The organism is Clostridium sp. NkU-1 (assembly GCA_001312405.1).
Genome location: BBDR01000003.1, coordinates 131,474 through 145,099 on the forward strand (window position 1 = coordinate 131,474; position 13,626 = coordinate 145,099).

Here is a 13,626-nt window from a genome sequence, read left to right on the forward strand (position 1 = left end):
CTCACCAAGAACATCTGACGGAAAAGTTGGATAACAGAGGGAGGTAAAATTATGAAAAAAACGTTTCATGAGTGTTATGCTGAGTGCAGTTATGGCTGCCGGTCTCCTGGCAGGCTGTGCAGGAGGGACTTCTACGGCCACCACAGAGGCTTCGACGGCTGCCGGGGATTCCACGAACGCGCCGAAGGAATCGGCTGCAGGCGGCGGAGAAGGGCTTATTTACTGGTCCATGTGGGAGGCAACAGAGCCTCAGGGCCAGGCGATCCAGATGGCAATCGACAAATTTACGGCAGATACAGGGGTCAAGGTTGATGTTCAGTTTAAAGGACGTACGGGAATCCGTGAAGGACTGCAGCCGGCTTTGGATGCTGGAACCAACATTGACGTATTTGACGAGGATATTGACCGTGTGAATACCACATGGGAGCAGTATCTGATGGATTTAGAGGACCTGGTAAAGACTTCCGGTTATGAGGACAATGCCAATGCAGGCTTAATGAAGGCCTGCAGAGAAGTAGGTAAGGGAACATTAAAATCCATTCCTTACCAGCCCAATGTATTTGCATTTTTCTATAACCAGTCCATTTTTGATGAGGCAGGAATCAAGGAAGTGCCAAAGACCTGGGAAGAGCTTGATGCAGCATGCCAGAAGATCAAGGATGCGGGCTATACTCCCATTACCTGTGATGATGCCTACATCACAGCCATGTTTGGCTATCACATGTCCAGACTTTTGGGCGAACCGGGAACAGAGGCGGTTGTTAAGGAAGGCAAGTGGGATGACCCGGCAGTCCTTAAAACGGCTCAGGCTTATGAAGACTTTGCAAAGAAAGGGTATTTTTCAGAAACCATTGCTTCCAACGTATGGCCTGCAGGACAGAACCAGGAGCTTGCTCTTGGAACAGCAGCCATGTATTTGAACGGTTCCTGGCTTCCCAATGAAGTAAAGGATATGGCAGGAGAAGACTTTAAGTGGGGCTGCTTCAGCTATCCGGCAGTGGAAGGCGGAAAGGATGGCACTAATGCCTCCAACTATGGCGCTCAGGTTCTGGCGATTAACAAGAATTCAAAAAAATGGAGAAAATGCATTTAAGCTGATTGAATACATCACTCAGGGAGAGTTTGATAAGAAGATGTCCGAGATGTCAATGGGTATCCCGGCAGATTCCAGGAATACAGAGTGGCCGGCACAGCTTGCCAGCGTGAAGCCTGTTATGGAGAGCTTAAGCGTACGCTATCCATGGGCAGCCGGAGCAGAAGCCAATGCTGACTTAACACCGATTATCAAGGAAAACTTTATGAAGCTTTGCGGAGGTTCCATTACTGCTGCAGAGTTCACCGATGCTCTTAAAGCAGCAGGCAAATAATCCGGATCAACAGATCTTATATGGTGGCACCGCTTTGGCGGTGTCACCCTCTGATTAAGGAAAGCCGGGGGAGGTATTTAACGTGAAGAAGAATAAGACAATGATTGCCGTATTTCTAACGCCGGCAGTAGTAATGTTTGTCCTTGTATTCCTATATCCTATTCTCAGGACAATTTTAATGAGCTTCTTTAAGATTGAAGGAATCACGGATTCCATGGCCAAATGGCAGTTTACCGGATTAGCCAATTACAGCAAGCTTGCGGCGACCAGCTTATTCCGCATTTCCATGTGGAACCTGTTCCGCATATGGCTGATAGGCGGATTGGTTGTTATGTCCCTGGCCCTTTTGTTTGCGGTGATCTTGACCAGCGGGATACGCTTTAAAAGTTTTTTTCAGGGCAATGATCTATCTTCCCAATGTAGTCAGTGCGGTCGCCCTTGCGACCATGTGGCTTCAGTATGTATACAGCCCTAAGTTCGGTCTCCTTAAAAATGTATTTTCATCCATGGGACTTAAAGCTTTATCCAAAGTCCAGTGGCTTGACAATGATCATAAATTCATGGCCCTGCTTGTTGCTTATTGTTTTGGTATGGTGGGATACCACATGCTGATTTTTGCAAGCGGGATCGAGCGGATCGGGGAGGATTACTATGAGGCGGCCACTTTGGATGGAGCAAATAAGGTAAACCAGTTCCGCTATATCACCCTTCCCCTGTTAAAAGGGGTATTTAAAACCAATATCACCATGTGGAGCGTCACATCGGTAGGCTTTTTCGTCTGGTCCCAGCTTTTCTCAACAGTTACTGCGGATACCCAGACCATTACCCCCATGGTTTATATGTATATGATGATCTTTGGAGCCGGAAACAGCATGACCGAGCGGAATGCTGGTCTTGGAGCGGCAATCGGAGTTCTGTTAAGCATCTGTGTGGTAGCGGTCTTCCTGATATGCAATAAACTGATAAAAGAGGATGATCTGGAATTCTAAGGAGGGGAATCTATGGCTAAAAAGGGAAAGTTTATGGAGCCATTTAACTGGAAAAGAGAGCTTAAGCTTTTTCCGGGATATCTGCTCCTGAGTGTTTGGATTTTATTTACCATTGTATTGCTGGGCTGGGTGGTAGCCGCCAGCTTTTCTACGACAAAGGCTATATTTTCAGGCCATGTCCTGTCCCAGGGAATTCATTTTGAGAACTATGCGAAAGCCTGGACCAATTCCAATGTGTCCTCCATTTTCTTTAATTCCCTGATGTATTCTGTTGTTTCGTGCACACTTCTGATTTTGATCTGTGCGCCTGCCGCGTACGTACTGTCCCGTTTCCGTTTTGCTGGAAATAAAATGATCCAGACCAGTCTTGTGTCTGCCATGGGAGTGCCTGTGGTCATGATCGTTCTGCCCCTGTTCAGCCTGATCGCGGGAATGAACGTGTTAAACAACTACATTGCAAACAAGGCGGTACTGATATTTCTTTATGTGGGGATCAACGTTCCTTATACAACGATTTTTCTTCTCACATTCTTTGCCAATATCTCCAGGGCTTACGAGGAAGCGGCTGCCATTGACGGCTGCCCTCCCATGAGAGCTTTCTGGCTGATCATGTTTCCCATGGCTCAGTCCGGAATCATTACGGTTACTATTTTTAATTTTATTAATATATGGAATGAGTATTTCATTTCCCTGATATTCGCCAATTCCGACAGGGTGCGGCCGGTTGCGGTAGGACTTTACTCCATGATCAATTCCATGAAATATACAGGAGACTGGTCAGGTATGTTCGCTTCTGTTATTATTGTATTTCTTCCTACCTTTATCCTTTATATCTTTTTGTCAGAAAAGATTATTGCCGGTATTACCGGGGGCGGAGTTAAAGGCTGATAAAAAACCTCCTGCTTAACGTGGCACTGCGAAATAATCCATTTACCGGAAGAATTATTATTTCGCAGCCAGGTAAGGCAGGAGGTTTTTAGGTTATTACTTATCAATGACAGGGATCGGCGTTTCGTCCCTTTCATCCAGGTGGTTTAAATAATATTTGGTGTCCTTTGCTACAACGCCTGATAAAAGCAGCACAGCCACAAGATTGGGAATGGCCATCAGCGCGTTTAGGATGTCTGAAATAGTCCACACCAGATCCAGTGACAGCACAGGACCCACAACTACGATTGTCACGAAGATGATCTTATAGGGCAGCATACCTTTGGCACCGAATAAATACTCGCAGCAGCGCTCGCCGTAATAAGACCAGCCAAGAATGGTGGAATAAGCAAAGGTGATGATGCCAATTACCAGAATCGCCGGCCCAAGCACGGGAATCTGGCTGAAAGCAGCAGTGGTCATCTGGCCCCCGTTTTGAATCATATCCATGTTGATGTTCGGATTTTTCATTATGGTCGTAACCAGAACCAGACCGGTCATAAGGCAGACAACAACCGTATCCCAGAAGGTACCGGTTGAGGAAACCAGCGCCTGGCGCACCGGATTTCGTGTCTGTGCGGCCGAGGCTACTAACGGCGCAGAACCCATACCCGACTCATTGGAAAACAGGCCGCGGGCAATGCCGTACTGCATGGCAAGCATAATGCCCCTCCCAACCAGACCGCCTGCGACTGCGCCGGCTGGAAGGCCAGGGTTACAATCGCCTTCAGCCCGGGAATGATGAAGTCAGCGTTGATGCCAAGAATGATCAGGCAGCCTGCCACATAGAAAAATGCCATAAAGGGTACAAGCTTTTCACACACCGTTGCTATGGACTTGATGCCGCCGATAATGACCACAGCAGTAATCGTGCCGAAGACAAGGCCGATTGCAATGCGCGGAATCGGGAGAGGTACGTTGTTTTCAATGATCTCGGCAATGGCGTTGATCTGAGTCCCGCTTCCGATGCCAAAGGAAGCGAACAGGGCGAACAGTGCAAAGAGTACGCCCAGCCATTTAAGACCCAGTACACGCTCCAGGGCATACATGGCACCGCCCTGCATACGGCCATCCCTTGTCTGCACACGATATTTAACTGCAATCAGGGACTCTGCATATTTGGTGGCAATGCCGAATACACCGGTCAGCCAGCACCAGAGAACAGCACCCGGGCCGCCTAAGAATACTGCCGTACCCACGCCAACAATATTACCGGTGCCGATGGTGGAGGCGAGCGCAGTAGTCAGTGCCTGAAACTGGCTGACCTCACCAGGTGAATCAGGGTCTTTTGTTACAGACAGCTTAATGGCCGTAAAGGTTTTGCGCTGGATAAAGCCTGTGCGCACAGTCAAAAATAAATGGGTGCCAAACAGCAGTGCAATCATGGGCAACCCCCAAATTGCTGAGTCCAGTTTGTTGAAAAATTCATTAACAGCTTGCATTGGTTTTCTACTTCCCTTCCTTCATATTTTTTTGTAAAAAAAAGAGTGGGGTATACTCCCACTCACAAAAAAACAGAGATAACGCGATATTCCAAAAAGAAAGGGGAAAAATCGCCTCTGTCCTTTTGCCTGAGAGTTTCGCGCCTGAGCGCTTGCCCCTTCGGCCCCTGCATCATTGCAGGCGTCTCCAGAGTGCCATCCGTCCACGGTCTGCGCTGGCGCATTCCGGAGATTTCATATGGCGAACATTTAAAGAATGGTGTCATTATACAATAATGATCAATTTTTTTGCAAGAACTTTATCCATTGATGCAATGGGAGAAAATTCCCTTGACAGCCGTTTTTAAATACGATAAAATATACATGAAATAAAAAAACTTACAATTGAATAACAAATGAAAAGTACGTAATATCCCTTATTCAGAGTGATGGAGATACAAAGGATCTGTGAAGTCACGGCAACCCCGACCGGAAATGATGGCCTTGGCCAGAAAGGCGCGGCTGGAAGGTGCAACCTGAGCGAGAAATCGAGCAATAAGAGGATTTGATATATTGTTGAATCAAGTCCGCGTTGCTGCGGACTTTTCTTTTTGTTATTCCCCCATGTGGAATCAAGGAGGAACGCCCTGCGGACATACCTGTATGCCCAAAGAGCGTAGCAAAAAGGAGGAAATAACAACATGGAAAAATTATTATTTACATCCGAGTCCGTTACAGAAGGACATCCGGATAAAATGTGTGACCAGATCTCAGATGCAATTCTGGATGAGATGTTAAAGCAGGATCCCATGAGCCGTGTGGCTTGCGAAACCTGCTGTACCACAGGTCTTGTTATGGTTATGGGCGAAATAACGACCCATGCTACGTGGACATTCAGAAGGTGGTGCGGGAGACCGTAAGGGGAATCGGCTATGACCGTGCAAAATACGGGTTTGACTGCGATACCTGCGGCGTAGTCGTAGCTTTGGACGAGCAGTCCGCTGACATTGCTTTAGGTGTTGACCGGGCCTTGGAAGCAAAGGAACACAAGATGTCTGACGAAGAGATCGACGCCATCGGAGCAGGAGACCAGGGAATGATGTTTGGCTATGCCAGCAATGAAACAGAGGAGTATATGCATACCCCATCGCCCTTGCTCACAAGCTGGCCCTCAGGCTTACAAAGGTCCGCAAGGATGGAACCCTTACTTATCTCCGTCCCGACGGAAAGACCCAGGTAACCGTGGAATATGATGAGAACGGCAATCCTCTCCGCTTAGATGCGGTGGTTTTATCCACTCAGCATGATGAGAGCGTGAGCCAGGAACAGATTCACGTGGATATTAAAAAGTATGTATTTGATGAAGTTCTGCCTGCAGAGCTGGTGGATGGGAAGACCAAATTCTTCATTAATCCTACCGGGCGCTTTGTGATCGGGGGACCTCACGGAGACAGCGGCCTGACCGGCCGTAAGATCATCGTAGATACCTACGGCGGCTATGCACGCCATGGCGGCGGCGCATTCTCTGGCAAGGACTGTACTAAAGTGGACCGTTCCGCTGCTTATGCGGCACGTTATGTTGCTAAGAACATCGTAGCAGCAGGGCTGGCTGACAAGTGCGAGATCCAGCTTTCCTATGCCATCGGTGTGGCACAGCCCACTTCCGTTATGGTGGATACCTTTGGAACCGGAAAATTAAGCAATGAAAAGCTTGTGGGGATCATCAGGGAAAACTTTGACTTACGTCCTGCAGGAATCATCAAAATGCTGGATTTACGCCGTCCTATCTACAAACAGACTGCGGCTTACGGACATTTTGGAAGAAATGACTTAGACCTGCCATGGGAGAAGCTTGACAAGGTTTCACTTTTAAAAGAATATTTATAATCTGCACATATAAGAAAGATGCCCCAAAGTCAGCTGGTTCACAGCTGCCAAAGGGCATCTTTCTTTATTTGAGCCATAAGGTCAGATTGATTCTTAAGGATATCATGTTATTTAAGGTTTGGCACTAAAACTAGCGCCAAATCCTTGTTTCTTCCTGTTGAAATCGGAAGCTGACATTGATTATAATAAGGCTATCGAAAGGAATTGATTGGCCAATCATACCTTACACGGATCATACAGTAAATACTATATAATTAAGTGAGGGTATGCAATATGAAAGAGAAGGTACAAGTATTTGGCCGCTTTTTAAGCGGCATGGTAATGCCGAACATCGGTGCATTTATTGCATGGGGACTGATTACGGCATTGTTTATTCCCACCGGGTGGTATCCCAATGAAGCAATTGGTGCCCTGGTCTCCCCTATGGTTTCCATGCTGCTGCCGCTTCTTATCGCTTATACAGGCGGTTCGGCAGTCTACGGACAACGGGGCGGCGTCATCGGTGCAATCACAGCCATGGGCGTGATTGTTGGCTCCAGTATTCCCATGTTTATGGGGGCGATGATCGTAGGACCTGTCAGCGCCTGGGTGATTAAGCAGTTTGACCGGAAGATCGAGAGCAAGATCCTGCCGGATTTGAGATGCTGGTAAATAACTTTTCCCTCGGCATCATCGGTGCCATCCTGACGGCGGTAGCCTTAAAGGGAGTTGCTCCTTTTGTTGAGGTGATGAACCGGGTGATGGAGTCCGGAGTTGGTTTCTTTGTGGATCACAGGCTGTTGCCTTTGGCAAGCGTTTTTATTGAACCTGCCAAGATCCTGTTCCTTAACAATGCCATTAACCATGGAATCCTCTCTCCTATGGGAATCCAGCAGGTGGAGGAAATCGGAAAGTCCATATTCTTTCTTCTTGAGGCAAATCCGGGGCCAGGACTTGGCGTTTTACTGGCTTACTGCCTTGCAGGAAAAGGATCGGCTAAAAGCTCAGCTCCCGGCGCAGTTATCATTCACTTTTTAGGCGGAATCCATGAGATTTATTTCCCATACATACTGATGAATCCCCTTTTACTCCTGGCAGTGGTAGCAGGCGGAGCCAGCGGGATCTTCGTATTTCAGCTCCTTGGCGTGGGATTGACCTCCCCCGCATCTCCGGGAAGCATCCTTGCTGTTCTTGCAATGACACCAAGAGGCGGATACTTTGGAGTCCTAGCCGGTGTTACGGTGGCAGCCGTGGTTTCCTTCCTTGTAGCCCTTCCCTTGCTGCGGTTTTCAGGAAAAGGCGGGGATTTGGAAGAGTCAACGGAAAAAAATGAAGCAAATGAAGCAGGAAGCTAAGGGAAATCAGACGGCAGAAAAGAAAATGGTGCCTGCAGGAACTGTCAAAAAGATCGTGTTTGCCTGTGATGCCGGTATGGGCTCCAGCGCTATGGGCGCTACCATATTAAAGAAAAAGCTGGCGGCAGCAGGGTTCGGAGATATTGAGGTGGTTCATTCCCCGGTGTCTTCCATTCCCCAGGATGCCCAGATTGTGGTGACTCATAAAGAACTGAAGGAGCGTGCGGCCCGCAGCAATCCAGAGGCAGAACTGATTTTAATCACTAATTTTATGGCAGCCCCGGAATATGATGAGCTGGTGGAAGCGTTAAAAAAATAAACAGATACATTGATGAAATGAAACAGACGCCTTCCTAGTATCCGATCACAAACTATGGTACAATGTACACGAAAGCAATGAGCAGTGCGAAATAAGGCAGGAGAAAAATTTCGTTGTGCTCGCACATAAGAAAATTTTCTCCTGTCTTATTTCATAGGGCGAATGCCCGTGAGCGGGTAAAACCTCAGGTTTTACCCGCTGCACTGCGGATCTACGGCACAATACTTTTAAATCATGTATAACAGGTTCAAAAGGGGATTCACATAAATGAAGTTCGCGGGGAGAATACTGAAGTATTACAGCAGAGTAATTGCTGAGTGCATACCTTTGTTTGTGACAGCGGGGCTGCTGTCAGTTTTATCATCAGTGATATTCCAGAACAGATACCTGTCTGAAATGTCCAATATATTATCTTTTCTGGTGATCCCGGTGTTTATGGGATACAAAGCAGGCACTATGTGCGGCGGGGATGCAGGCGGTTTGGCCGGCACCCTGGCCGCTTCTGCTGTTGTCATGACAGAACCTGCTTCCGCCATGATTTTATCTGCCATAGCAGGCAGCGCCGCCGGTTTTTATGCCGGAAAGGCTGGACCGGATCAAGCACCGGATTCCTGCCGGGTTTGAGATGCTCTTTAGCAACTTGTACTTATCAGGGCTGGGGTTACTGGCCGGAGCACTTACCCATTATCTCCTGATCCGGTGGCTGCATGGCTCCTCACCTTTCTGGGAAATGGTCTGTCCCTTATGATCGCAAGGGGAGTCATACCTTTTATCAGCCTTGTAGTAGAGCCTTTAAAGATCATTTTCTTTAATAACTGGATCAACCACGGTTTTTTCCTGCCTCTGGGGCTGGAACAGATGAAAACACAAGGAAGCTCCATTTTATTTCTCCTTGAGACTAATCCAGGCCCGGGCTTTGGAATTCTCCTTGCCTATACCCTGGTCCACCGTAATATGAGAAAACAAATGCTCTCCAGCCTCATTATTCAGTCCCTTGGCGGCATCCATGAGGTTTATTTCCCCTATGTGCTGTCAGATATCCGATTATTGGCTGCTGCCATAGCAGGCAGCATAGCCGGAAATTACTGTTTCATGGTCACTGGCAGCGGGCTTTTGGGACCGGCATCTCCCGGAAGCGTAATCACGATCATGATTATGGCAGACAAAAAGCATTGGCTGGGAATCCTTATGGGAATTGTTGTCTCTGCCGGAGTGACCTGCCTTCTTTCCTGCCTGATTATGTCAGGAAAGAAACAAAAAACAGTTGCTGATGAAGAAACGACACAGAAAGAGGAAGGGATGCAGATGAAGAAAATAGAACATGCCAGAATCTACTTTGTTTGTGACGTTGGCATGGGATCCAGTGCCATGGCCAGTGCGCTGTTTAAGAAAAGGCTTAAACTGGAAGGTTTAACGGACGCCCAGGTGTTTCATGTGTCGGCTGACCGCATTCCACCTGATGCTGACGTGATTGTATGTCAGAAGGATTTTGCCCGTTCCTTATCAGGAATTGATAAACCATGCTTTACAGTCGATAATCTCACAGACATGTCTGGTTATAAGGAACTCTTAAACTGGTTAAGGGGAGGAGGAGGAGATGGCAGGTAATGATTTTACACCCAGGATGCAGCAGATCGTCCTGGCTCTTCTTAAAGAGAATGGGCCGGTTCCTGTTAAGCGGCTTGCGGATCAGATCCATATCAGTAAAAGAACAGTACAAAGGGAACTGGAATATATTCCAAGGGTATTAAAAAAATACGGGCTCACCTTTTGCTCAAAAACCGGAACCGGTATCTGGCTGGAGGGAGACAGAGATCAGGCTGAAGCCTTAAAGGCCGAACTGGAAGAGGATGATGCCCTTGATGTTTCTGACCGGATTGAACGCCAGAAGCGTCTGACCCTGGAAATCCTCAAGGATAAGACCCTGAAAAAGCTATATTACTACAGTGATATGTTTGGCGTGAGCGAGGCCACCGTCAGCTCGGATCTAGAGGTGGTAAAAGGGTGGTTTCACAAGTATCATCTGGAGATAAAGAGAAAACCTGGATATGGTGTATTTATTGAGGGCAGTGAACGGGATTTCCGCCGCGCCCTGCGGGTATTTATTGATGAAAACATCCACACGGAGATCATACAGGAGATGTATGAGGACAGGAACCAGTCTGTGTTAAACGTGATTCAGAATAAAAGTGAGAGGAATATTTACCGGATCCTGGATGACGATATTGTTAAACGGGTAACAGCCTGTATTTTAAGGATCCGGGATAAACGAATTCTCAATCTGACCCAGGATTCCTACCTTGGACTGGTGATTCATGTGGCAATTGCTGTAAACCGGATCCGCAGGCAGGAGATCATTGAGGAAAATACGCTTATGACAGACGGTTTGCGCAATGATCAGGACTATGATCTGGCAAAGACAATCACCAAATCCCTGGAAGCTGAATTTCAGATTCAGATTCCGGAAATTGAGTGTGCCTATATCTGTCTGCATATTAAAGGCTCCAAAATCCAGCAGCTGAATATTGACGAGAAGTCCAGAAGCGAAATAGAGGAATCCAGGGAACTGTGGGATGTGGTCAATGAGATGATCGACTGCTATGACGACAGCATTGCCTATCTGCTGAAACAGGATGAGGAGTTTGTGATCCAGGGATTGATTGCCCATTTAAAGCCGACTCTGGTCCGCCTTACCAATGGCATGAAGATCCAGAATCCTTTGCTGGAACAAATTAAGCAGGATTATCCGGTGATATTTGAACGGTGCAGAACCGTTGCAAAGGTGATCGAAGGGCGGTATGGGTATGAAGTGCCGGAATCGGAGATCGGGTTTCTTGCCATTCATTTCGGTGCGGCAGAGGTTCGGATGGAAAGCAGGAAGGAAAGCCGGAGAAAGGTGAATATAGGGATCGTCTGTGCCAGCGGGATCGGAATCTCGCGGCTTATGTCTTCCAAAATTATCAGGGATTTTGCGGACAGGGTGGAGCTGTCGGTCTATGGAATGGCGGATTTATATCCTTACGTGCTGAGCAAAACGGATTTCTTTGTATCCACCATACCCCTTAAGGAGGAGGCTGATATCCTGTATGTAAGCCCCATGCTTCCTGCTGAGGATATGGAGCAGATTTCCGGAAAGGTGCGCCGGTGCGAGTTTATGCCTAAAAAGCAGGACAACAAAGAGTTTACCATTCAGCTGGACCAGGTGAATTTTATAGCCGTACAGATTAAAAATATCATAAGGCTTATGGAATACCAGAGGGTAAATAATGAGATCACTTTTGAGGAACTGCTGATTGCTGTCAGCGAGAAGCTGGCTGCCTACCCGGAACGGCAGGGTATCATTCAGGAGGATCTTATGAGGCGGGAACGGCTGAGCAGCCAGATATTCCCGGACTTAAGCTTTGCCCTGCTTCATGCCAGGACCGAAGCGTGGTAAAACCGGTGTTTTCCGTGTGCCAGACAAAGGACGGAGAGGCTTTTAGGGACCCTTATTTTAAGGGGGTATGTGTCGTGTTGGTCATGCTGGTGCCAAAGGATGACCATGAGGCAGAAAACAGCGATATACTGGGCGTCTTAAGCGAGCGGCTGATCGAGGAGGAAGAATTTCTGGAAGCTGTGAGGCATGGAGGAAAAGAGGAGATAAGAGCGTTGGTTTCCCAGTATTTAAACCAGTATTTCAAACATTATCTGGATAAGATATGATATAAATAGGTAATGAAACCGAAATCCCATTTTTGTTGTTTGAAAATGGGGTTTCTTGTTTATTAGGAAATCCCTCAATTTGAAAAAATAGTGTATAATAGAAGATGTAATAAAGAATCGTCGCTACTTTGTCCGTGAAGTAAATTTCAAAGGAATGAAAGGAGAAAAAGTATGAAAAAAAGATTTGGAAGCCAAGAGGATTCCAGCGATCAAGGACCGGTAAATATCGAAAAAGTTCCAAAAGAAAAGCAGAAAAAGGTAATTTTAAAGGGCATCTATCTTATATTAGGAGTGGTACTGGCTGTTTTCTTTTTTTTCAACAGCTTTTATACGTTGACGGAGGATAAGGTTGCGGTAGTATGTACATTCGGTAAGCCTGCCAGTGTAACAAAGACGGGGCCTCATTTTAAGATTCCATTGGTACAAACAGTTTACAAGATGTCAAAAGAAATCAAAGGCATGAGGATCGGCTATAACGAAAATAATGAATCAACCGTTAGTGAATCCGAAATGATCACGAAAGATTTTAATTTTGTTAATGTTGATTTCTATGTAGAATATCAGGTTGTAGATCCGGCCAGAGCGTATATTTACCGTGACAATGCTGTGGATATCTTAGAAAATCTTGCCCAGTCTTATATCAGAGATACAGTAGGTGTTTATAGTGTAGATGAGGTGATCACCACAGGAAAAGCTGAAATCCAGGCAAAAGTAAAGCAGCTTCTTTCTGAACGATTGGAAAGAGAAGATATTGGTATCGGTATTAATAACGTAACCGTACAGGACTCAGAACCGCCTACAGTAGAAGTCAGCAATGCATTTAAGGCAGTAGAAGATGCAAAACAGAGTATGGATACGAAAATTAATGAAGCGAAAAAGTATCAGTCCGAGCAGCTCCCGGCAGCAAATGCCAGAGCAGATAAGGCAAAAAAAGGATGCGGAAGCCTATAAGCAGCAAAGAATTAGTGAAGCAGAAGGTCAGGTATCAAGATTTAACGATATGTATGAGGAATACATAAAGTACCCGCTGATCACAAAAAAGAGAATGTTTTACGAGACCATGGAAAGTATTCTGCCGTCGCTAAAGGTTATCATCGATGGATCTGATGGGACACAAACGATGCTTCCTTTAGAACCCTTTGTAAGTAGTGAGAAAGGAGAACAATAACAATGGTTAAGAAAATAAAATATGCGGTTATTATTTTACTTTTATTTTTATAGGTTTAAATTCACTTGTTATCACAACGGCAAACGAATACACATTAGTCAAGCAGTTTGGTAAGGTCATGCGTGTGGAAAATACCGCTGGTCCGTCTTTTAAGATTCCTATGATTCAAAGTATACAAAAGATTCCAAGAAAAAAAATGATCTACGACCTCATTCCAAGTGATGTTACGACCAAAGATAAAAAAGTAATGAATGTTGACTCGTTCGTAATATGGGAAATCACAGATCCGGTTAAATACTTATCTTCCTTAAATGCAAGCATTGAAAAGGCTGAGGTAAGGCTTGACAATGTTGTATATAATTCCATCAAAACTGTTATGTCAGCAACCAGCCAGGAAGAAATTATTTCAGGCAGGTCTGGAGAACTTGCAGAGGCAATTACAAATAATATAGGAACATCAATGGATTCTTATGGAATTCGGATCCTTGCTGTAGAAACAAAAAAAGCTTGAT

12 protein-coding genes, 4 pseudogenes and 2 riboswitches are annotated in these 13,626 nt (G+C 46.2%); of the genes and pseudogenes, 15 read left to right on the top strand and 1 reads right to left on the bottom strand.

Annotation, left to right across the window (positions count from 1 at the left end; all coding sequences use genetic code 11):
• Positions 1 to 67: 67 nt before the first annotated feature.
• From JCM10519_RS06120 to JCM10519_RS06130, 5 genes are all read left to right on the top strand, one after another.
• Positions 68 to 1,093: an ABC transporter substrate-binding protein gene (locus JCM10519_RS06120; RefSeq protein ID WP_347843286.1), complete on the top strand. Its 1,026-nt coding sequence runs from the start codon at positions 68 to 70 to the stop codon at positions 1,091 to 1,093.
• A gap of 40 nt (positions 1,094 to 1,133) precedes the next feature.
• The gene (locus JCM10519_RS26860) at positions 1,134 to 1,367 is read left to right on the top strand and encodes a hypothetical protein (protein WP_347843287.1); all 234 of its coding nucleotides are present in this window, start codon (positions 1,134 to 1,136) and stop codon (positions 1,365 to 1,367) included.
• Positions 1,368 to 1,449: 82 nt separating this feature from the next.
• A complete protein-coding gene (locus tag JCM10519_RS26865; RefSeq protein WP_347843288.1) occupies positions 1,450 to 1,842 on the top strand; it encodes a hypothetical protein in 393 nt (130 codons plus the stop codon).
• Positions 1,769 to 2,356, top strand: coding sequence for a sugar ABC transporter permease (locus tag JCM10519_RS26870; protein ID WP_347843289.1), 588 nt, complete (start codon positions 1,769 to 1,771; stop codon positions 2,354 to 2,356). Before JCM10519_RS26865 ends, JCM10519_RS26870 begins: the two co-directional genes overlap by 74 nt.
• Before the next feature lie 12 nt (positions 2,357 to 2,368).
• The gene (locus JCM10519_RS06130) at positions 2,369 to 3,244 is read left to right on the top strand and encodes an ABC transporter permease subunit (RefSeq protein ID WP_054738290.1); all 876 of its coding nucleotides are present in this window, start codon (positions 2,369 to 2,371) and stop codon (positions 3,242 to 3,244) included.
• A 96-nt stretch (positions 3,245 to 3,340) separates the two neighbouring features.
• On the opposite strand, the pseudogene JCM10519_RS06135 reads toward JCM10519_RS06130, so the two are convergent.
• Positions 3,341 to 4,725 (bottom strand): annotated as a pseudogene (locus tag JCM10519_RS06135) (alanine/glycine:cation symporter family protein).
• Between the two features lie 107 nt (positions 4,726 to 4,832).
• A riboswitch (glycine riboswitch) is annotated at positions 4,833 to 4,926 on the bottom strand.
• Between the two features lie 212 nt (positions 4,927 to 5,138).
• A riboswitch (SAM riboswitch) is annotated at positions 5,139 to 5,266 on the top strand.
• A 193-nt stretch (positions 5,267 to 5,459) separates the two neighbouring features.
• Here JCM10519_RS06135 and JCM10519_RS26875 point away from each other — a divergent pair.
• The 10 genes and pseudogenes from JCM10519_RS26875 to JCM10519_RS26905 form a co-directional block, all read left to right on the top strand.
• A pseudogene (locus JCM10519_RS26875) lies at positions 5,460 to 5,647 on the top strand (S-adenosylmethionine synthetase N-terminal domain-containing protein); the annotation flags it as partial.
• Positions 5,648 to 5,839: 192 nt separating this feature from the next.
• A pseudogene (gene metK / locus JCM10519_RS26880) lies at positions 5,840 to 6,591 on the top strand (methionine adenosyltransferase).
• A gap of 273 nt (positions 6,592 to 6,864) precedes the next feature.
• A pseudogene (locus JCM10519_RS06145) lies at positions 6,865 to 8,244 on the top strand (PTS mannitol transporter subunit IICBA).
• A 267-nt stretch (positions 8,245 to 8,511) separates the two neighbouring features.
• Positions 8,512 to 8,868, top strand: coding sequence for a hypothetical protein (locus tag JCM10519_RS26885; RefSeq protein WP_347843290.1), 357 nt, complete (start codon positions 8,512 to 8,514; stop codon positions 8,866 to 8,868).
• A 120-nt stretch (positions 8,869 to 8,988) separates the two neighbouring features.
• On the top strand, positions 8,989 to 9,852 hold the full coding sequence (locus JCM10519_RS26890; protein ID WP_347843291.1) for a hypothetical protein: 864 nt from the start codon (positions 8,989 to 8,991) through the stop codon (positions 9,850 to 9,852).
• Positions 9,842 to 11,680, top strand: coding sequence for a transcription antiterminator (locus JCM10519_RS06155; protein ID WP_347843292.1), 1,839 nt, complete (start codon positions 9,842 to 9,844; stop codon positions 11,678 to 11,680). Before JCM10519_RS26890 ends, JCM10519_RS06155 begins: the two co-directional genes overlap by 11 nt.
• A complete protein-coding gene (locus JCM10519_RS26895) occupies positions 11,674 to 11,946 on the top strand; it encodes a hypothetical protein (protein WP_347843293.1) in 273 nt (90 codons plus the stop codon). Before JCM10519_RS06155 ends, JCM10519_RS26895 begins: the two co-directional genes overlap by 7 nt.
• A gap of 171 nt (positions 11,947 to 12,117) precedes the next feature.
• A complete protein-coding gene (locus tag JCM10519_RS06160) occupies positions 12,118 to 12,897 on the top strand; it encodes a protease modulator HflK (RefSeq protein WP_347843294.1) in 780 nt (259 codons plus the stop codon).
• A complete protein-coding gene (locus tag JCM10519_RS26900; protein WP_347843295.1) occupies positions 12,854 to 13,114 on the top strand; it encodes a hypothetical protein in 261 nt (86 codons plus the stop codon). Before JCM10519_RS06160 ends, JCM10519_RS26900 begins: the two co-directional genes overlap by 44 nt.
• 118 nt (positions 13,115 to 13,232) lie before the next feature.
• Positions 13,233 to 13,625 carry an SPFH domain-containing protein gene (locus JCM10519_RS26905; protein ID WP_347843296.1) on the top strand — a complete coding sequence of 131 codons (393 nt, stop codon included), beginning with the start codon at positions 13,233 to 13,235 and terminating at the stop codon, positions 13,623 to 13,625.
• Position 13,626: the final 1 nt, after the last annotated feature.